Consider the following 18,582-nt stretch of genomic DNA (forward strand, 5'->3'; position numbering starts at 1 on the left):
CACGTACTGATATCGTATTTTATAGGCAAGTAAGATGGGGAGAAACCGTGTATTTATGCCGAGAGAATGACGAGGAATTCTGTATGGAAGTAATTTATTTTATGTTTTACAACTACCAAATATCGACCATACCTCTACCTTATATTGATGATACATTATTGTGATATCGATGATACAGCATCGTGTTAAATGTAGTGTAGCTTATTGTGTGACGATATATGATAATTATTTGGGGAGATATTAGCGGTGTGGTTTTCTGTTTTGTCCAAAATAGAAAGAAAAGAAGATGTAAGAACAATTCTATGATATTACTGTTATATCTTTATGTGAAAAGTCTTTGCATTTTAATGATATACAATGTTTTAAAAACATATTGGCGAATGACAGGAAAAATAATAATCTTTTTTGGTATTCTTTTATACAAAATCTGTATTTCTTTGTCTCTAAGTCGAGGGTAAGATATTGCCCTTTTATTTGACAGGAGATGAGAGAATTGAAAGGAATCCTTATGATTTTTTCTTTTATTGCTATTTTGGAATGTTGATTTATTGAATTCTCGTTAAATAAATTGTTTTCTTTTATATTTCTTTCTATATCTCATGAAAAAAAAGTATTTTTGCAGGTGTTTTATGCAGAATAATCTTTAAATGTTATATTTATTTTAATTCGAAAATGGGAAAAAGTGCATTGCAGAAAGCAAGAGCAGCCTATCAGCCGAAGCTGCCGGTAGCCCTTCAGGGTGCTGTGAAAATTAAAGAAGGCGAACCTACAAGAAGTGTTGACAATCAAGAAAAAATCAAGAAATTATTCCCCAACACTTATGGTATGCCGTTAGTAGAGTTCGTTCCCGGTACTGAAAAGAATACTACGAGAATGAATGTCGGTGTAATACTGAGCGGTGGGCAGGCTCCCGGTGGGCATAATGTTATTAGTGGATTGTTCGATGGTATTAAGAAACTTAATCCCGAAAATAAGCTCTATGGCTTTCTGATGGGACCTGGAGGATTGGTTGACCATAACTATATTGAAATTACGGCCGATTTTTTGGAGGATTATCGTAACACCGGAGGCTTTGATATGATTGGCTCTGGCAGAACTAAACTCGAAAAAGAAGACCAATTTGAGAAAGGGCTCGAAGTGATCCGCCAACTCGATATTAAGGCTATAGTTATTATCGGTGGCGATGACTCGAATACAAACGCGTGCGTACTCGCCGAGTATTATGCAGCAAAGCAGTACGGTGTACAGGTGATCGGATGCCCGAAGACCATCGATGGCGATTTGAAGAACGAGCAGATAGAAACATCATTCGGTTTCGATACTGCAACTAAAACGTACGCTGAACTTATCGGAAATATTGAACGCGATTGCAATTCGGCACGTAAGTATTGGCATTTCATCAAACTGATGGGGCGTTCTGCCTCTCATATCGCACTCGAATGTGCATTACAGACGCAACCGAACATCTGTTTGATTTCTGAGGAGATTGAAGCTAAAGATCAAACATTGAACGATATTGTTGAAAATATAGCTTCTGTTGTAGCGCATCGTGCGGAGCAAGGCAATAATTTCGGTGTGGTTCTCATCCCAGAAGGACTTATCGAATTTATTCCCGCCATCGGTCGTTTAATTCAAGAATTGAACGATCTTCTTGCGGCTCATGGTAACGATTATAAAGACCTTGACAAAGATGCACAGCGTGAATATATCCTTAATCATTTGTCTGCGGAAAATAAAGCCACTTTCGAAACCCTGCCTGAAGATGTGGCTCGTCAGTTGAGTTTAGACCGCGATCCTCATGGAAATGTACAGGTTTCTTTGATTGAGACTGAAAAACTTTTGTCGGATATGGTCGCTTCGAAATTGGCACAGTGGAAGTCCGAAGGCAAATTTAATGGTGCTTTCGCAGCTCAGCACCACTTTTTTGGTTATGAAGGACGTTGTGCTGCTCCTTCTAATTTCGATGCAGATTATTGCTATGCGCTCGGTACAAGTGCTGCGCAACTCATTGCAAACGGAAAGACCGGTTATATGGCCATCGTAAAGAATACTACGGCAAGTACGAATGAATGGAAAGCAGGCGGCGTACCCATTACTATGATGATGAATATGGAACGTCGTAATGGCGAAATGAAGCCCGTAATTCGTAAAGCGCTCGTTGAACTTAACGGCAAGCCGTTTAAGACTTTTGCCGCTTGTCGCGATGAATGGGCTAAGAATACTTGCTATCTATACCCGGGACCTATCCAATATTGGGGGCCGAGTGAAGTTTGCGATCAGACAACCCGTACACTTGCTTTAGAGCAAGAGTAATAAGAAAATCGGATCAAATAAATGTTGATAAAGTGTTACGCCAATATTCTGTAATCGTTTAGGATTATGGATTTTGGCGTAATTCTTATTTTATATTAGGCAAAAACCATATATGAATAAACAACGAACGAATTCTCGTAGACGAAAGAAGATACATACGTCTTTCTTGGGAAAGTATCCCAAGTGGGCGATATGGGCTGGTGGGATTGGTATTGTTGTGCTTTATGTATGGGTATTTTACTATTTTTTTGTCGGTCCGACAGGTTTCCGGTGGCGTGCATTATATGGAGATGCCGACTATCCCGAAGGGTATGAAATCCATGGTATCGATATATCTCATTATCAAGGAGAAATAGAATGGGACGAACTTCGTAACTCTATGATCGAAGGATGTCCTCTGCGTTTTATAATGATAAAAGCTACCGAGGGCTCAGGCAGTTTGGATGAAAATTTCAACGATAATTTTTATCAAGCTCGTGAGTACGGTTTTATAAGGGGAGCTTATCATTTTTGGAGCAATAAGTCTACAGCTCGTGATCAAGCATATTATTTTTTGAAACAGGTACACCTTGAGGAAGGTGATCTTCCCCCCGTATTAGATGTAGAGCATAAACCTAAAGATGTTTCGGATGAAGATTTCCAACGTGATGTACTGACATGGCTACATATTGTTGAAGATAAATATCATGTGAAGCCTATTATCTATACCTATTATAAATTTAAGGAAAAATATCTCAGTGCTCCCGTATTCGACGACTATCCGTATTGGATAGCTCATTATTATGTAGACAAGGTGGAATACAAGGGAGCATGGAAGTTTTGGCAGCATACGGATGCTGGGAAACTGCCCGGTATCAAGGGTTATGTAGATTTTAACATATACAACGGTTCGTATTACGACCTTAAGAAACTTACTATTGGTAGCAAGAGGAGAGAATGGTAAAAGTTCTCATGTGTATGTTATTTAGTAGTTAAAACAATGCACGCCCAATTGTTATTGGTCATTTCTTTTACCTTTGATAATCCCAATTCTTCTGCTTTTGTTGTCAAAACAGGTACGTCTTCCGTATAAAATCCGCTCAAAATAATTGTGCCTTGCTTGGATAATACTTCTTTAAAAGCCGGCAAATCGGCAAGAAGTATGTTGCGATTGATGTTTGCCAATACGATATCGAAAATGCCGTTAACATGTGTCAACACATGCACATTCCCATGTAATACCTGCATGTTGTCAATCCTATTTATCTGTGCATTGTGTTTACTGTTGTTTACACTCCACTCATCAATATCATATCCCACGGCCTGTGCCGCTCCTAATTTTAGTGCAGCAATGCCCAGTATGCCGGTTCCACAGCCACAATCCAGTATACGTTTCTCTTTAATATCTATTGTTAACAAGGCCGAGATAATCATTCGAGTAGTCTCATGTGTACCGGTTCCGAATGCTTGTTTGGTATCTATACCTATCGTTATCTTATCATCATCAGTTAAACTGTCGTGTTTTGCGTCGTATATAACAATGTCATTACCAATAACAATTGGCTCGAAGCCTTGCTTTTCCCATTCTTCGTTCCAATTCCTGTCTTCCATTGGAGATAGCGTATAGCTGATATTTACATCCGGTAAAATAAAATTTCGAATAAGTTCTCCGAGCATGTTATGGTCTAACATATCGGTTTGTACATATCCTTTTATACCATTTTCGGTATCTTCAAATGACTCAAAGCCGGCTTCACCGGCAGCATCGGCTAAAAGTTCTTTAGCCATATCCTTGATTTCTTCTTTGCAGGAAATTATAAAATCAACAACGTAGTATTTCATTATTTGTGTTAAATAAACATTTGCAAAAGTATAAAAAAATAGGGAAAAACCTATCATCGAATAGGGAATTTCCTTATTTTTGCACTATAAGAAAGTATATTTTTGCATTGTAAGACAGTAAATACATTAAAAGGAGTTAATATGAAAAGGTTTATATTTTTATCGCTATTTATCGGTATGATGCCATCATTGTCTATGTTTGCCCAAGACGATGACCTTTATTTCGTACCGAAAAGTACCAATAAATCTGCCCGCAGTAATGTTCATCAGATAGAAGAAGCTCCGGTTTACTATAGCGGAAGCAATCGTGATATCGATGAATATAATCGTCACGGGAAGTATTGGAGCCATTACCAAGTATTGGGTTCCGATTCATTGGGCAATGATATTATACAGTTTCAGAAAGGGACGGGCGTATATCCTGACTCTACCTATATCGATACGACATTTGTAGGAAAGTATTACGACAGAGTGTACAATGCCGATGACGACTATACCTATACTCGCCGTATGAGCCGTTGGGATAATTTTTATGATCCTTGGTTCTACACTTATCGTTGGGGGTACGGACCTTATTGGAGCACTCGATGGGGATGGTATGATCCATGGTATACATCGTATTACGGATGGTACGATCCTTGGTATTATGGTTATAGAGGATGGTACGGTTCATGGTATTCGCCGTGGTATGGCGGATATTATGGATGGGGATATCCTTATGACTATTATTGGGGATGGGGCGGATACCCCGGATATGCTTGGGGAGGCGTTCACAGAGTCTACAGTGGACATACTGGCACATTGGGATATTACGATCGCTCTAACTATAGGTATAATAATTCTGCTACTTCCGGACAGCCTACAGGCACTACGTTCAGGCGTAGGAGTTATGATACGAACGGGAATGAACAATGGACAACCTACCAACGTAGTAACATAAGAGCCGGCAGAAGACCAGCTTCAACAGAATACAATAACTCCCGCTCCGCTTATCAGAATAACAATTCGTTTGGTAATATTCGTACTACTCCGCCATCTAACTTTGGTGGTTCGCGTGGAGGAGGGTTCTCCGGAGGCAGCGGAGGCGGAGCTCCCAGTGGAGGTATGCGTCCTGTAGGCGGTGGATATGCCGGCGGTAGTCGTAGGTAAAGTGCATACGGCTGACGAGAGTAGTTAGTAAAATAGTTTTCGTACATAAAATGAATAAACAATGAAAATGAAATATCTTTTCTTGATAGGGATTTCTTTGACAGCCCTACCTATGGCAGCACAAGAGACGTATGAGGATACCAAACTCGTAGAAAACGACCTAAATGGAACTGCACGTTATGTAGGTATGGGTGGAGCAATGGATGCCTTGGGAGCAGATTTGTCGACGATTAGTTCGAACCCTGCAGGACTCGGACTCTTCAGACGTTCTATGGCAACCCTCTCTTTTGGCATGGTTTCGCAGCAAGACGGTAAAAACTTCCGCAACGGAAACAAAACTAACGCCAGTTTTGATCAGATCGGTTTTGTTTATACCATGCGCGAAAATCGCAACTCTTTCCTTAATATAGGATTTAACTATCACAAGAGTCGCAACTTCGATTATATTCTTTCTGCGGCAGGCGGTCTGAAAGATGCTTCTCAGAATACGCAGTCGTTCCTTAAGGGTATTGCAGGAGGAGATAAAGACACACAATCTAAGTTCAATATTGCGAATGATCATGGTAATTTGAAGGGCGTAGATCCGCGAACAAGTCAATTGGATAATCTCTATTACAACGCTTTTTTAGCGAACAGTAACGGACAACTTGCACGTAACACTGCCAATGCTTATGTCATGAACCGTGCAAATACCGGTTATATCGGAGAGTATGATTTCAACATAAGCGGTAATATCAACGACCGTATATATCTCGGTGTTACGTTCGGTCTTCATGATGTACACTACAAAGGGGTAAGTGAATATGCAGAAAATCTGCTCAATTATAAAAATGAAAATGTGGGGACAGTTGCCATAAACGACGAACGACGGATTACAGGAACAGGTTTCGACGTAAAAATAGGTGCGATTTTTCGTCCTATAGAATCGTCACCTTTCCGTATAGGTTTGTCTATTGCTACGCCTACATGGTACAGTCTCACTACGCAGAACTATACTTATTTAGTAAATGGCACGCAATATCAGGGTTATAATCCCAACTATACGACGGGTGCCTCTTACGATTTCAAACTGTATACTCCGTGGAAATTCGGCGTAAGTTTAGGGCATACGGTAGGTAAATATCTTGCTTTAGGCGCAAGTTATGAATATGCAGATTATGGAAGTATGGATAATAGGATCAATGATGGTACGCATTATAGCTATTTTTATGATGAATATTATGAGGCGAGCCATAGTGATCGGGCGATGAATGATCATACGAAAGAAACGTTGAAAGGGGTATCTACCTTCAAAATAGGTGCCGAAGTAAAGGCTTCGCCGGAGTTTGCTATCCGCTTGGGTTATAATTATTTATCGCCAATGTTCAATAAAAACGGATTTAAGAACAGTTTGGTAGATAGTTACGGTACAAACTATAGTTCTGCTACAGATTATACTAATTGGAAAGCTACGAACCGTTTAACACTCGGGCTTGGTTATGCTGTGAAGAATTTTTCTGTAGATTTGGCATATCAGTATAGCGTAACAAAGGGCGATTTTTATCCATTCATGGATTCATACGGAGATTTCTGGTCGCTGAATACGAATACCAATAAGATTGAAAAAGAAGCAATCAGCAACAATGCAAATGCGGTGAGTGTGAATAATAAGCGTCATCAATTATTACTTACGCTTGGTTACAGGTTCTAATAATCGATGAGTTAAGTATTTCAGCCTGAAAGTATTATAGGAATGCTTTCAGGCTTTTCTTGTGTTATTACTCATTATTGCGTGAAATAAATAGCCTGCCTATCTTGCATAGAAGCTGATTTTATTGAATTTATATGCTATATTTATTCGCATTAATTGTATAACGTAATTCTTGATAGCAACAGTAAAAGTGAGTCTGTTATATAATTTTTATACTGAACTTTGGCTATAATAAAAAATTTTGTTTATCTTTGCACCGTACTCAAGCGTATCTTTTAGTTCCCACGCTTCTCGGAATAAAATTATTAATCTTGCCTAATTTAAGGGAGCTATAGGCAAATGTATTCTTAATAGACATACAAATGAAACGACTACACTTATTTAGCTTTGCCAGTTTGTTTATGTGCGCGTTTGCACTGTTATCCTGCTCTTCGGATGATGACAAGGTATCTTCCGACACCATCAAGGCCAATATTGTGGGAACGTGGCAAGCAACCCATGTGTCTGGTTATATTTTTGATAAAAATGAGAGAGTTGTTGAAGTTGATAAAGATATTATGGGCGAAGATTCCGAACGCTTTATTTTCAAAGACGACGGGACATGTCAATATTTATCAGCCTATTCGGAAATAACCAAAGACTGGAGTGATAAGGAAACCTACAAGTACGATATTAATGAAAATAAAATTTACTTTCATACGCTTATAGGGGTACTTGAGAGTGCTTATACAGTTATCTCCATTAATGGAAATAGTGCAATTGTGGAGCATAATTTGGATAATGATCCGCAGCATCCGCAGCGAATAACACTCATAAAAGTAAGATAAAACAATTATTTTTGTACGGTTAAAACTACTCGAATAATTAAGCACTTACCGATTGCCGGTAGGTGCTTTTTCGTTTAACCATCGAAGATTACCGGAAATATTAGTCGGATATGAGATGTAGAGAGCGATATAATAAATGCAATGCGGATGATTTCGAGGAAATAAACTCTTAAAAAAGAATAAAAATGGCATGAACCTTTCAAGCGATTGCACCTTATTTTATTACCTTTGCGACCAAAAATACAGATAACCTATCATGAAGAAAAGTTTTTTCTCTGTTTCATTTATTGCGTTCATGGTTGCCTCTTTACTGTTCCACTCAGAGTGCATGGCGCAAGGAAAGAAGCGAGAGTTCAGAGGTGCATGGATACAATGTGTCAACGGTCAATTCGAAAGAATTGGTACAGAGAATATGAAACGTATGCTGACTTACCAATTGAATGAGTTGCAAAAGGATGGTGTTAATGCCATCATATTTCAGGTTAGGGCAGAATGCGACGCATTATATAATAGCTCTTTGGAGCCTTGGAGCCGCTTTCTTACGGGAAAGCAGGGCGTTGCTCCGTCGCCCTATTGGGATCCGTTGCAATGGATGATTACCGAATGCCATAAACGAGGTATGGAATTGCATGCATGGATAAATCCATATCGTGCCAAAACTAAGTCTACGGCTACGCTTGCCGGTACGCATGTGGCTATCAAACATCCCGAACGGGTGTTTGCATATGCTAACCAATTTATATTAAATCCCGGGAATCCGGCTAACAGAGAACATATATATAAGGTGGTGGAAGATATTGTTCGGCGGTATGATGTAGACGGCATTCACATGGATGATTATTTTTATCCGTACCCCGCAGTCGGCGAAACTATTCCCGATGACCGCGAGTTTAGGCTATATAATAATGGTATATCTAATAAGAACGATTGGCGGCGCGACAATGTAAACGTATTGATAAAACAGCTTTCGGAGAATATTCACAGCCTTAAGCCATGGGTGAAGTTCGGTATATCGCCTTTCGGTATTTATCGGAACAAGAAAAACGCCCCGCTTATAGGAAGTAATACCAATGGTTTGCAGAATTATGATGATCTGTATGCCGATGTATTGCTATGGATTAACAATGGCTGGGTGGATTACTGTGTGCCGCAGTTGTATTGGGAAATAGGGCATCCTGCGGCAGATTATGAAACTCTAATTACTTGGTGGAACAAATATGCCAAGAACCGTCCGCTCTTTATTGGGGAGAACGTGATACGAACAACGGAGTACCCCGACAAGAATAATCCGAAAAATAATCAAATGAACGCAAAGTTCAGTCTGCACGACCGGTTACCCTATGTAAACGGTACCGTGCTGTGGTATGCTAAGGCGGTGACAGATAATGTAGGCAGTTATGGTACAGCACTTCGCAATTATTATTGGAAACGGCCTGCATTGCAGCCGCTCATGCCGTTCATCGACAGCAAAGCTCCCAAGAAACCCAAAAAGGTGAAACCCGTATGGACTAACGACGGGTATATTCTGTTCTGGCAACAGCCTAAAGGGAGCAAATGGGATGATGTAGTAGAGAAATATGTTGTGTATCGTTTTGAGGATGGGGAAGAAGTAGATCTTGAAAAACCATCGAAGATATTGGCAATAACGAACAAAACTTATTATAAACTTCCTTACATAAATGGAACAAAGAAATGCGTATATGTTGTTACATCTCTCGATAAAATGAGCAATGAAAGCAAAGGACGTAAGAAACGTGTGAAACTGTAATATAAAAGATCGGATTGAGGTTTCTCTATCCGATCTTTTATTTGTAAGGCGCATTCAAATATCTATTCAGTATTTCTCGGTTCTTTTCTGATAGGCCATATAGCCTATTATTCCGCATATGATGAACAGTAGTCCGATACCTAAAAGAATATTGGATTTTAAGTTCGTAACATATTCGATGCATAGGCATGCCACACCAAGATATACGAATGGAAACCCTATATATTTGATGTATCTTTTCATTTTATAGCTAATTTTCGGACAAAAATACTAATAATATTTGTCTGCATCAAAAAAAAACGTACTTTTGCATCGCATTTGTATAAGGTGCATTTTATTATTAATTATTTTATTAATTTAAAGTAGTATGAATCAATACGAAACCGTTTTCATTTTGACTCCCGTTTTGTCTGATGAACAGATGAAGGAAACGGTCGCTAAATTCAAGAAACTGCTCACCGATAATGGTGCGGAGATCGTGAATGAAGAGGCTTGGGGACTGAAGAAAATGGCTTACCAAATTCAGAAGAAGACCTCGGGCTTCTACTGTTTGTTTGAGTTTAAAGGTGAGCCGACAATTGTGAATAAGCTCGAAACAGGCTATCGCCGCGACGAGAAGGTAATCCGCTATATTACCGTAAGTCTCGACAAATATGCTGTTCAGTATGCAGAGAAGAGGAAACAAAAGTACGCTAAAAAACAGGAGGCATAATCATGGCAGAACAGAATAATTCAGAAATTCGTTATTTGACCGCTCCTTCTATCGACGTCAAGAAAAAGAAGTATTGCCGTTTCAAAAAAAGCGGAATCAAATATATCGACTATAAAGATCCCGAGTTCCTTAAGAAATTCTTGAATGAACAAGGTAAAATTCTTCCGCGTCGTATTACTGGAACATCCTTGAAGTATCAGCGTCGCGTTGCTCAGGCTGTAAAGCGTGCACGCCAGATAGCACTGCTTCCTTACGTAACCGATTTGATGAAATAATTAAAGAGGAGGAAACAGAATGGAAATAATACTGAAAGAAGATATTATCGGGCTTGGTTACAAGAACGATATTGTGAATGTAAAGAACGGTTACGGCCGTAACTATCTTATACCACAAGGAAAAGGTGTTATAGCTTCTCCTTCGGCAAAGAAACAACTTGCAGAGGACTTGAAGCAACAGGCACACAAGATTGCTGCTTTGAAAGCAGAGGCTGAGAAGAGAGCAGAGGCCTTGAAAGATGTTGCTTTAACCATTTCGGCAAAGGTAAGCGCAACGGGCGTTACATACGGTTCTGTTGGTGCTGCCAATGTTGCAGAAGAGTTGAAGAAATTAGGCATAGAAGTAGATCGTAAGATTATTACTATGCACGATGCCAAGAAAGTCGGTGATTACGAAGCAACTGTTCACTTCCACAAGGAAGTTGAGATAAAAGTACCGGTAAAAGTGGTTGCTGAAAATGCTCCTGTTGTGGCAGCACCTGTTGAAACAGTAGTAGAGGAGGTTGCCAAGATTGAAGAGACTCCTGCAGAAGAATAATTTGCACTGTAAAGCAAACCAACATAAAAATCCCGATTACCGTATAAGGTGATTGGGATTTTTTATTTCGATTTTTGTTCAATTTGGGTATTTCGCATTAATAATATACCTCGAATAAAAATATATAACTCAATATTTTGTAATCTGTTTGATTTAGTTTAACTTTGCAGGGCAAATATTTTAGGCAGATTAATTAATTTGAATTAAGAAATGAAAGCATTTGTTTTTCCCGGACAGGGTTCTCAATTTGTAGGTATGGGTAAAGACCTGTACGAAAACAACTCTCTTGCAAAAGAATTATTCGACAAAGCTGATGAGATCCTTGGCTTTAAGATTACAGATATTATGTTTGCCGGAACCGATGATGAACTAAGGCAAACTAAGGTTACTCAACCGGCCGTATTCCTGCACAGTGTGATTTCAGCACTTTGCATGGGCGATGAATTTGCTCCTGCAATGGTAGCCGGCCATTCATTGGGCGAGTTCTCTGCGTTGGTTGCAGCGGGAGCGTTGAGCTTTGAAGATGGCCTTCGTCTAGTGCACGCTCGTGCTCTTGCCATGCAGAAAGCATGTGAGGTAAGCGAGGGAACTATGGCTGCAATTATCGGATTACCAGATGAGAAAGTGGAGGAAGTTTGTGCAGAAGTCAGTGCGGAAGGTAATGTGGTAATTCCTGCTAACTATAATTGCCCCGGGCAGTTGGTAATTTCAGGGAACGTAAATGCTGTAAATGCGGCATGCGAAAAGCTGAAAGCTGCGGGAGCAAAGCGTGCTCTCCCTTTGAAAGTCAGCGGTGCATTTCACTCTCCATTGATGCAACCGGCTAAAGAGGAATTGCAGGTAGCTATTGAACAGACTACTATCAATGCCCCTAAATGCCCTGTTTATCAGAATGTGGATGGTAAACCGCATACGGATGCAGCCGAAATTAAAAGCAATTTAATTGCCCAGCTGACAAGTCCCGTACGCTGGACTTCTTCGGTACAGAATATGATTGCCGACGGTGCAAATGATTTTACGGAGTGCGGGCCGGGCAAGGCATTGCAGGGAATGATCAGCCGTATTGATAATACCGTGACGGCTCACGGTATTGAAGAAGCATAATCAATGGAGGATAGTAAGAAAATTATTATCTATCAAGTTCTCACACGTCTTTTCGGCAATCGTAACCAAACTCGTAAAGAGAATGGTTCGGTTGCCGAAAATGGTGTAGGAAAGATGGAAGACTTTACGCCGAAAGTCTTGAAACAAATTCGCGATTTGGGAGTTACGCACGTGTGGTTTACGGGAATTATTCGCCATGCAACGGCGACGGATTATTCACAGCGTTACGACATACCGCGACAACACGCGGAGGTGGTCAAAGGGAAAGCGGGTTCTCCGTATGCAATAACCGATTATTACGATGTTGATCCGGATCTTGCTGTCGACGTGGAAAAACGCATGCAGGAGTGGGAAAGCCTGATTGCGCGCACCCATCATGCGGGCTTGAAAGTTATTATGGACTTCGTTCCTAACCATGTAGCAAGGGAATATCGGTCGATATGCAAGCCAAATGGAGTAGAAGATTTGGGAGAGAACGACCGAACTGACAGGCAATTCGACCAACAGAATAACTTTTATTACTGTCCTAATCAAGAGCTGTCTCTTGGTTTTATCAATAAGGAGCACAATACTTATCATGAAATGCCTGCCAAAGCTACCGGTAATGACCATTTCGACAATTGCCCGGGAGTGAACGATTGGTACGAAACCGTGAAGCTGAATTACGGTGTTGATTATTGTGATACGGGCGGACGTTCTTACCATTTCGATCCCATACCCAATACATGGCTGAAGATGACGGATATACTTCTGTATTGGATGGCTAAGGGGATAGACGGCTTCCGTTGCGATATGGTGGAAATGGTTCCCACTGCTTTTTGGGCATATGCCATCAGTATTGTAAAAAAGCGTTTTCCTAAGACGGTCTTTATCGGTGAAGTGTATGTTTCCGACCAGTACCGAGCATATATCGAAAGCGGTTTCGATTATCTTTACGATAAGGTTGGGATGTATGACTGCCTACGGGATGTTATCTGCGGAAATCGTCCGGCTGGCGCCATTACATATCAATGGCAACATGTCGATGATATCAATGAACGCATGCTCTACTTCTTGGAGAACCATGACGAACAGCGTATTGCGAGCGACTTTTTCTGCGGCGATGCTCGTAAGGCCATTCCGGGAGTGATGGTAAGTGCGTTGATGCGTAAAAACCCGTTTATGCTTTATGCCGGACAGGAATACGGTGAACGCGGGATGGACAAGGAAGGTTTCAGCGGAATTGATGGTCGTACGAGCATCTTCGACTACTGGTCGGTTGATGCAATACGCAGAGGGTATTTTGCCAAGCTGCAGTTGAAACCGGAAGAACGAAAACTGGTAGCACGATATAAACAGATTTTGAATATCGCTAAACGAGAGCAGGTTGTTGCAAAAGGCGACTTTTTCGATTTGATATATGTAAATCCTATGTCGGATAGTTTCGATCCCCGTTATCAGTATGCTTTTCTGCGAAAGTACCGAAGCACATTGCTGTTTATCATCGTCAACTTCTCTGATAAGACGGTGCAGACGGCTACGATTATTCCCGAACACGCATTCGATTGTTTAAGGATGGCCGAGTGCATTACCAACGGTGTAGAACTGCTGACGGGTAAAAGTCAGACCATTGCGCTAAGGAAAGATGGTGTGATAGCAACAATGGTATCTCCATACAGTGGATGTATTTTTAAATTCAATTTATCGATGACGAATATAGACATTAATTTCAACGACCATAACAAGGAAGATTTCCCGCCTGCACACACTGCGGAGCATCTGCTCAACCAAACTATGGTGAGAATGTTCGGTTGCGAACGTTCGAATAACGCACACATAGAGCGGAAAAAGAGTAAAATTACCTACATCTTGGACCATAAGCCAGACCGTAAGGAAGAAAAGGCCATAGAAGATAAGATGAACGAGCTGATACAGGAAGACCTCCCCGTAACCTATGAAGTCGTAGACAGAGACCATCTGCCTACCGATGTAAAAACCGATCGTCTGCCTGCCGACGCCTCAGATATGCTCCGGCTTGTACGGATTGGCGATTACGACGTTTGTCTTTGTATTGGCAAACATGTGCGGTCGACGAGTCAGATAGGTAGATTTGAAATCCTCGGTACGAACTGGGATGAGGCGAAACACGCTTATCGCATTCGGTTCAAAGTGGTGCAGTAGTTGCGAAATCGACGATTTCTGCACCGATCGAACGAAAAGTATGCATGGCACCGAAGATTTCGGCGTTAGTGTGCGATCTTCATCAATAAAACAACTGTAAATTAAAAGAAAAATAATATGACAAACGAAAGACAAACATTAAATCGTAATCTGGCCCAAATGTTGAAGGGCGGAGTAATTATGGATGTAACAACGCCCGAACAAGCGCGTATTGCCGAGCAGGCTGGGGCATGTGCCGTAATGGCGTTGGAAAGAATTCCGGCCGATATCCGCGCTGCCGGAGGCGTCTCGCGAATGAGCGATCCTAAGATGATAAAAGGAATACAAGAGGCTGTTTCTATTCCCGTGATGGCGAAATGCCGTATCGGCCATTTTGCAGAAGCGCAGATATTGCAGGCCATCGAGATTGATTATATCGACGAAAGCGAAGTGCTGTCGCCTGCCGATCCCATTTACCATATCGACAAAACACAGTTTGCCGTGCCTTTTGTTTGTGGTGCCAAAGACTTAGGCGAGGCGTTGCGTCGAATTGCCGAGGGGGCAACGATGATCCGCACGAAGGGCGAACCCGGAACGGGCGACATTATTCAAGCCGTTACTCACATGCGTTTGATGCAAAGCGAAATACGCAGGCTCGTGTCGATGACCGAAGATGAACTCTTCGAAGCGGCTAAACAACTGCAATCGCCCTACGAGCTGGTGAAGTTCGTACATGATAACGGAAAGCTGCCCGTTGTGAACTTTGCTGCCGGAGGCGTTGCCACACCCGCCGATGCCGCACTGATGATGCAGCTTGGAGCAGAAGGCGTGTTCGTTGGCAGCGGTATCTTCAAGAGCGGTAATCCCCAAAAGCGTGCCGCCGCAATCGTAAAGGCCGTAACGAATTATAACGATGCCAAGATTATTGCTGAACTGTCTGAAGATCTCGGCGAGGCGATGGTCGGCATCAACGAACAGGAAATACAGGTATTGATGGCCGAACGGGGTAAGTAATGAAAATTGGAATATTAGCCTTACAAGGAGCATTTGCCGAACACGCGCAAATGCTCCGAACTTTAGGAGCCGATACGTTTGAAATACGCCAGAACAGCGATTTAAACCAACCCGTAGACGGTTTGGTTATTCCGGGAGGTGAAAGCACCGTACAGCTTAAGTTACTGAACGATCTCGATTTGTTAGTGCCGATGCGCCGGATGATTACAGACGGTATGCCGGTGTTCGGAACATGTGCCGGCCTGATACTGCTTTCGAAGAAAGTAGACGGACAGGCTTATGGCGGAATTTCTACCATGAATATACAAACGTGCAGGAATGCTTACGGGCGCCAGTTAGGGAGTTTCTATGCGGAAAGCGTGATGGAGGGAGTGGGGGAGAAAGTTCCCATGCCGTTTATTCGCGCGCCTTACATTCAAACTCTTTTGAGCGACGAATGCCAAACGTTGGCCACGGTCGAAGGGAGGATAGTTGCCGCCCGCGAAGGAAATCAATTGGTAACGGCTTTCCATCCTGAGCTTACGAACGATACCCGTGTGCACAGGTTCTTTTTAAATATCGTGAGTTCGGCCGATAGTCGGTAGCATTTGCAGCTTGCGGTAAGGGTGAGGACATGAAAAATCCCGATCCTGTTCTCGTCGTCGCGACGGTCAAAAATGGCGGATCGGGATTGTCATAGAGAGTTATAAAATATTTTCAAGTGGCGAATGTTGAATTCTGAAGCGAAGTTCGGTGTTTGGCCGATTGCTGCGTGTTGTGCGATCGGTTAATGCAGACTTTTCTTTTGCGCTTGTTCGTTCTTTATTCCCCACGGCATTATGCCCCCGGTTTGGGTGTGGTTTGAGCAGGTTTTTCGCCTTCCAACTTTACTTCGAGACCTTGCAGGAACTGTTTCCGGCGCGTATGATCTGTAGCCGTCCAATGCGTTTCGGGCTGGAAGTTGATGCGTGCGCCCACGATGTGGTCTGTAGAATTAAAGTCTTTGGGCGAATTGGCAGGCTTGCTTTTCAGCCCTACCTTGAATGCGCCGAAGCCTTCGAGCACCACGCGGTCGCCGTTCTGCAGATGACGGCGGAACACGTTGATCATTTCTTTCAGCACTACGTACACATCGGCCTGCTTAGCCGTGGTGTTGTCTTGTATTTCCTGACTGATTTCTTCGAGGTTTACCACGTCGTTTATCACTGCGCGGGCATACCATTTGCCTTTGTAGGCACTGTTCTTGCGGTTGTCTTGATACAACTTGTATTTCACTGCCATAATCGTTTGGTTTTAAAGGGTTTAACATGTTATTTATAAAGAGTTTGGCTGCTTGTTGTAAGGAGACGGTCTTTTTATGCTAAGGAGATGGCCTTTTTACGATAAGGAGATGGTCTCTTTACGATAAGGAGATGGTCTCCTTACAAGCTGCGGGTTATTGATTGTCCCATTGCATGTCGTTTACTTGCCATTCTTCGTCGTCTGACGCTCCTTTAGCCTCGCCTCCGTTATGAGTAGTTACTACGAATTGTGCGACGTTTTTTTCGGTTGTGAGACGGATAATCCTGATAGCGGGAGCTATGTATATCTTTCTCTTGTTCATTGTGTTGTGTGTTTATTTAATGATTTTCTTTTTTCTATTTAAAAAGTTTCTTCATATTTTCTTTGTTTTATAGTTGAATATTTAGTGCAAAATTGTGCTTGTTTTGCCTTTCGAAGTTTGATGAAAACGCATGAGAAACGTAGCAAAGGGAACTTATGTGAGCCCTTTGTTTATGGGAGATACACGGCGCTTCGCGCGTGCGTATGAGAAAGCTTAAAATAGAGGGGTTAAGCGACGGTGTGTGTGTGTGTGTGTGTGTGTGTGTGTGTGTGTGTGTGTGTGTTAGCAAAATATCTGACACTGCCAAATATAATGCGTTAAAAAGCACAGAGAAATTAAAGTTTCTCTGTACGCCATTTACACCTTTATTATATATACTACACTTTTCTAACATTTCGGGACAAAGATAGGTAATATATCTTAAACTTGCAAGTAAATGAATGAAAAATATTACAAATAAGATAAAAAGGATGCTTATTGGGAGTGTTCTGATTAAATATCATGGATGTAGGATGAACGTTTGAAAAAAAATAATTACATTTGCACGTTCATGAAAAGAAATGAATAAAGGATTTTTATATTCGTTGGTCTTAGGTTTGTGCATTTTTATTCTGTTTGCACTGAACTTGTTGCTCGGCTCTGTTGCAATTCCGGCAGGGGATGTGTGGACAATCCTAACTGCCGGAGAAGGGGTAAAGGAAAGCTGGCGGTATATCATTACAGAGTCGCGACTGCCGCAGGCTATGACGGCAACACTATGCGGAGGGGCATTGTCGGTGAGCGGACTTATGCTGCAAACGGCATTCAAAAATCCGCTGGCGGGCCCGTCGGTTTTGGGTATCAACGGTGGAGCCGCGCTCGGTGTAGCATTGGTGATAATGGCAACGGGTGGAAGCGTTTCTGCTTTCATGTTCAGTGCGAGCGGTTTCATGGCCGTATTCACAGCTGCTTTTGTAGGAGCAATGGGTGTTACGGCTGTTATCTTTATCTTTTCGCTTGCCGTTCAAAATCGCATAATGCTGCTAATCATCGGTTTGATGATTAGCTATCTGTCTTCGTCAGTTATTTCTTTGCTCAATTTCTTTGCAACAGACGAGGGTGTGAAGTCTTTCACAATATGGGGACTCGGCGATTTCAGCGGAGTTTCTCTGCAGTATATACCCATCTTCGCAGGCGTTATTGTTATCGGACTGCTTTCTTCTATCACACTTATCAAGCCCCTCAATGCGCTTCTTTTAGGCGATAAGTATGCAGAGAGTATTGGCGTTTCGGTAACGAGAGTAAGGAATAGACTGTTGATTACAACGGGATTGTTGACTGCTATAACGACTGCTTTCTGTGGTCCGATAGCTTTTATCGGCCTTGCCGTACCTCATATTGCAAGGCTATTGCTCGGAACAGAGAACCACAGACAACTCCTTCCTATAACAATACTGACAGGAAGTGCAGTTGCGTTGTTGTGCAATCTGGTATGTTATCTGCCGAAAAATGGGGAAATTATTCCTCTGAATGCCATTACTCCTTTGATTGGAGCGCCGGTTGTGATTTGGGTGATGTATAAAAAGAGGTAATCTTTCGGCAAGCATCTTATCCACAGTTTTATTTGCTTTGGCACTTCTAATAATGCTTAATTTCGCCATATTTTTGTCG

At 41.8% G+C, this 18,582-nt stretch carries 17 protein-coding genes; 14 read left to right on the forward strand and 3 right to left on the reverse strand.

Annotation, left to right across the window (positions count from 1 at the left end; all coding sequences use genetic code 11):
- The first annotated feature begins 672 nt into the window (after positions 1-672).
- Both HMPREF0663_RS10550 and HMPREF0663_RS10555 read left to right on the forward strand, forming a co-directional pair.
- Positions 673-2,313, forward strand: a complete 1,641-nt coding sequence (locus HMPREF0663_RS10550; RefSeq protein WP_004370527.1) for a diphosphate--fructose-6-phosphate 1-phosphotransferase — start codon at positions 673-675, stop codon at positions 2,311-2,313.
- 112 nt (positions 2,314-2,425) lie between these two features.
- Positions 2,426-3,256: a glycoside hydrolase family 25 protein gene (locus tag HMPREF0663_RS10555; RefSeq protein WP_004370528.1), complete on the forward strand. Its 831-nt coding sequence runs from the start codon at positions 2,426-2,428 to the stop codon at positions 3,254-3,256.
- Positions 3,257-3,273: 17 nt separating this feature from the next.
- Here HMPREF0663_RS10555 and prmA read toward each other — a convergent pair whose 3' ends face one another.
- Positions 3,274-4,134 (reverse strand): 50S ribosomal protein L11 methyltransferase, encoded by an 861-nt coding sequence (gene prmA, locus HMPREF0663_RS10560; protein ID WP_016665102.1) that lies wholly within the window; start codon positions 4,132-4,134, stop codon positions 3,274-3,276.
- A 141-nt stretch (positions 4,135-4,275) separates the two neighbouring features.
- Between prmA and HMPREF0663_RS10565 the strand changes: the two genes are divergently transcribed.
- From HMPREF0663_RS10565 to pdxT, 11 genes are all read left to right on the forward strand, one after another.
- Entirely contained in the window at positions 4,276-5,283 is a 1,008-nt protein-coding gene (locus HMPREF0663_RS10565; RefSeq protein ID WP_016665101.1) for a hypothetical protein, read from the forward strand.
- Between the two features lie 61 nt (positions 5,284-5,344).
- Complete coding sequence (locus HMPREF0663_RS10570) at positions 5,345-6,973, forward strand: OmpP1/FadL family transporter (RefSeq protein WP_004370531.1); 1,629 nt, start codon at positions 5,345-5,347, stop codon at positions 6,971-6,973.
- Positions 6,974-7,335: 362 nt separating this feature from the next.
- On the forward strand, positions 7,336-7,800 hold the full coding sequence (locus tag HMPREF0663_RS10575; protein ID WP_004370532.1) for a lipocalin-like domain-containing protein: 465 nt from the start codon (positions 7,336-7,338) through the stop codon (positions 7,798-7,800).
- A gap of 256 nt (positions 7,801-8,056) precedes the next feature.
- Positions 8,057-9,568: a glycoside hydrolase family 10-like protein gene (locus tag HMPREF0663_RS10580; RefSeq protein WP_004370534.1), complete on the forward strand. Its 1,512-nt coding sequence runs from the start codon at positions 8,057-8,059 to the stop codon at positions 9,566-9,568.
- Between the two features lie 367 nt (positions 9,569-9,935).
- Entirely contained in the window at positions 9,936-10,280 is a 345-nt protein-coding gene (rpsF, locus tag HMPREF0663_RS10585; protein ID WP_004370536.1) for a 30S ribosomal protein S6, read from the forward strand.
- A 2-nt stretch (positions 10,281-10,282) separates the two neighbouring features.
- Entirely contained in the window at positions 10,283-10,555 is a 273-nt protein-coding gene (gene rpsR, locus HMPREF0663_RS10590; RefSeq protein WP_004370537.1) for a 30S ribosomal protein S18, read from the forward strand.
- 19 nt (positions 10,556-10,574) lie between these two features.
- The gene (gene rplI / locus HMPREF0663_RS10595) at positions 10,575-11,093 is read left to right on the forward strand and encodes a 50S ribosomal protein L9 (RefSeq protein ID WP_004370538.1); all 519 of its coding nucleotides are present in this window, start codon (positions 10,575-10,577) and stop codon (positions 11,091-11,093) included.
- A 210-nt stretch (positions 11,094-11,303) separates the two neighbouring features.
- A complete protein-coding gene (gene fabD, locus HMPREF0663_RS10600; RefSeq protein ID WP_004370539.1) occupies positions 11,304-12,197 on the forward strand; it encodes an ACP S-malonyltransferase in 894 nt (297 codons plus the stop codon).
- A 3-nt stretch (positions 12,198-12,200) separates the two neighbouring features.
- Positions 12,201-14,357, forward strand: coding sequence for an alpha-amylase family glycosyl hydrolase (locus tag HMPREF0663_RS10605; RefSeq protein ID WP_004370540.1), 2,157 nt, complete (start codon positions 12,201-12,203; stop codon positions 14,355-14,357).
- Between the two features lie 117 nt (positions 14,358-14,474).
- Positions 14,475-15,350: a pyridoxal 5'-phosphate synthase lyase subunit PdxS gene (gene pdxS, locus HMPREF0663_RS10610; RefSeq protein WP_004370541.1), complete on the forward strand. Its 876-nt coding sequence runs from the start codon at positions 14,475-14,477 to the stop codon at positions 15,348-15,350.
- Positions 15,350-15,934, forward strand: coding sequence for a pyridoxal 5'-phosphate synthase glutaminase subunit PdxT (gene pdxT / locus HMPREF0663_RS10615; RefSeq protein ID WP_004370542.1), 585 nt, complete (start codon positions 15,350-15,352; stop codon positions 15,932-15,934). The genes pdxS and pdxT overlap by 1 nt, the downstream gene beginning before the upstream one ends.
- A gap of 232 nt (positions 15,935-16,166) precedes the next feature.
- Here pdxT and HMPREF0663_RS10620 read toward each other — a convergent pair whose 3' ends face one another.
- Positions 16,167-16,610 carry an HU family DNA-binding protein gene (locus tag HMPREF0663_RS10620; protein ID WP_004370339.1) on the reverse strand — a complete coding sequence of 148 codons (444 nt, stop codon included), beginning with the start codon at positions 16,608-16,610 and terminating at the stop codon, positions 16,167-16,169.
- A gap of 154 nt (positions 16,611-16,764) precedes the next feature.
- The gene (locus HMPREF0663_RS10625; protein WP_004370355.1) at positions 16,765-16,932 is read right to left on the reverse strand and encodes a hypothetical protein; all 168 of its coding nucleotides are present in this window, start codon (positions 16,930-16,932) and stop codon (positions 16,765-16,767) included.
- Between the two features lie 560 nt (positions 16,933-17,492).
- Here HMPREF0663_RS10625 and HMPREF0663_RS10630 point away from each other — a divergent pair.
- Positions 17,493-18,503, forward strand: a complete 1,011-nt coding sequence (locus HMPREF0663_RS10630) for an iron chelate uptake ABC transporter family permease subunit (protein WP_004370543.1) — start codon at positions 17,493-17,495, stop codon at positions 18,501-18,503.
- Positions 18,504-18,582: the final 79 nt, after the last annotated feature.

This window comes from Hoylesella oralis ATCC 33269 (genome assembly GCF_000185145.2).
Classification (GTDB): domain Bacteria; phylum Bacteroidota; class Bacteroidia; order Bacteroidales; family Bacteroidaceae; genus Prevotella; species Prevotella phocaeensis.

What these genes read in the sequence shown, in the direction of transcription:
- HMPREF0663_RS10550 (WP_004370527.1), top strand. Translation starts at nt 673, where the DNA reads ATGGGAAAAAGTGCATTGCAGAAAGCAAGAGCAGCCTATCAGCCGAAG.
- HMPREF0663_RS10555 (WP_004370528.1), top strand. Translation starts at nt 2,426, where the DNA reads ATGAATAAACAACGAACGAATTCTCGTAGACGAAAGAAGATACATACG.
- prmA (WP_016665102.1), bottom strand. Translation starts at nt 4,134, where the DNA reads ATGAAATACTACGTTGTTGATTTTATAATTTCCTGCAAAGAAGAAATC.
- HMPREF0663_RS10565 (WP_016665101.1), top strand. Translation starts at nt 4,276, where the DNA reads ATGAAAAGGTTTATATTTTTATCGCTATTTATCGGTATGATGCCATCA.
- HMPREF0663_RS10570 (WP_004370531.1), top strand. Translation starts at nt 5,345, where the DNA reads ATGAAAATGAAATATCTTTTCTTGATAGGGATTTCTTTGACAGCCCTA.
- HMPREF0663_RS10575 (WP_004370532.1), top strand. Translation starts at nt 7,336, where the DNA reads ATGAAACGACTACACTTATTTAGCTTTGCCAGTTTGTTTATGTGCGCG.
- HMPREF0663_RS10580 (WP_004370534.1), top strand. Translation starts at nt 8,057, where the DNA reads ATGAAGAAAAGTTTTTTCTCTGTTTCATTTATTGCGTTCATGGTTGCC.
- rpsF (WP_004370536.1), top strand. Translation starts at nt 9,936, where the DNA reads ATGAATCAATACGAAACCGTTTTCATTTTGACTCCCGTTTTGTCTGAT.
- rpsR (WP_004370537.1), top strand. Translation starts at nt 10,283, where the DNA reads ATGGCAGAACAGAATAATTCAGAAATTCGTTATTTGACCGCTCCTTCT.
- rplI (WP_004370538.1), top strand. Translation starts at nt 10,575, where the DNA reads ATGGAAATAATACTGAAAGAAGATATTATCGGGCTTGGTTACAAGAAC.
- fabD (WP_004370539.1), top strand. Translation starts at nt 11,304, where the DNA reads ATGAAAGCATTTGTTTTTCCCGGACAGGGTTCTCAATTTGTAGGTATG.
- HMPREF0663_RS10605 (WP_004370540.1), top strand. Translation starts at nt 12,201, where the DNA reads ATGGAGGATAGTAAGAAAATTATTATCTATCAAGTTCTCACACGTCTT.
- pdxS (WP_004370541.1), top strand. Translation starts at nt 14,475, where the DNA reads ATGACAAACGAAAGACAAACATTAAATCGTAATCTGGCCCAAATGTTG.
- pdxT (WP_004370542.1), top strand. Translation starts at nt 15,350, where the DNA reads ATGAAAATTGGAATATTAGCCTTACAAGGAGCATTTGCCGAACACGCG.
- HMPREF0663_RS10620 (WP_004370339.1), bottom strand. Translation starts at nt 16,610, where the DNA reads ATGGCAGTGAAATACAAGTTGTATCAAGACAACCGCAAGAACAGTGCC.
- HMPREF0663_RS10625 (WP_004370355.1), bottom strand. Translation starts at nt 16,932, where the DNA reads ATGAACAAGAGAAAGATATACATAGCTCCCGCTATCAGGATTATCCGT.
- HMPREF0663_RS10630 (WP_004370543.1), top strand. Translation starts at nt 17,493, where the DNA reads ATGAATAAAGGATTTTTATATTCGTTGGTCTTAGGTTTGTGCATTTTT.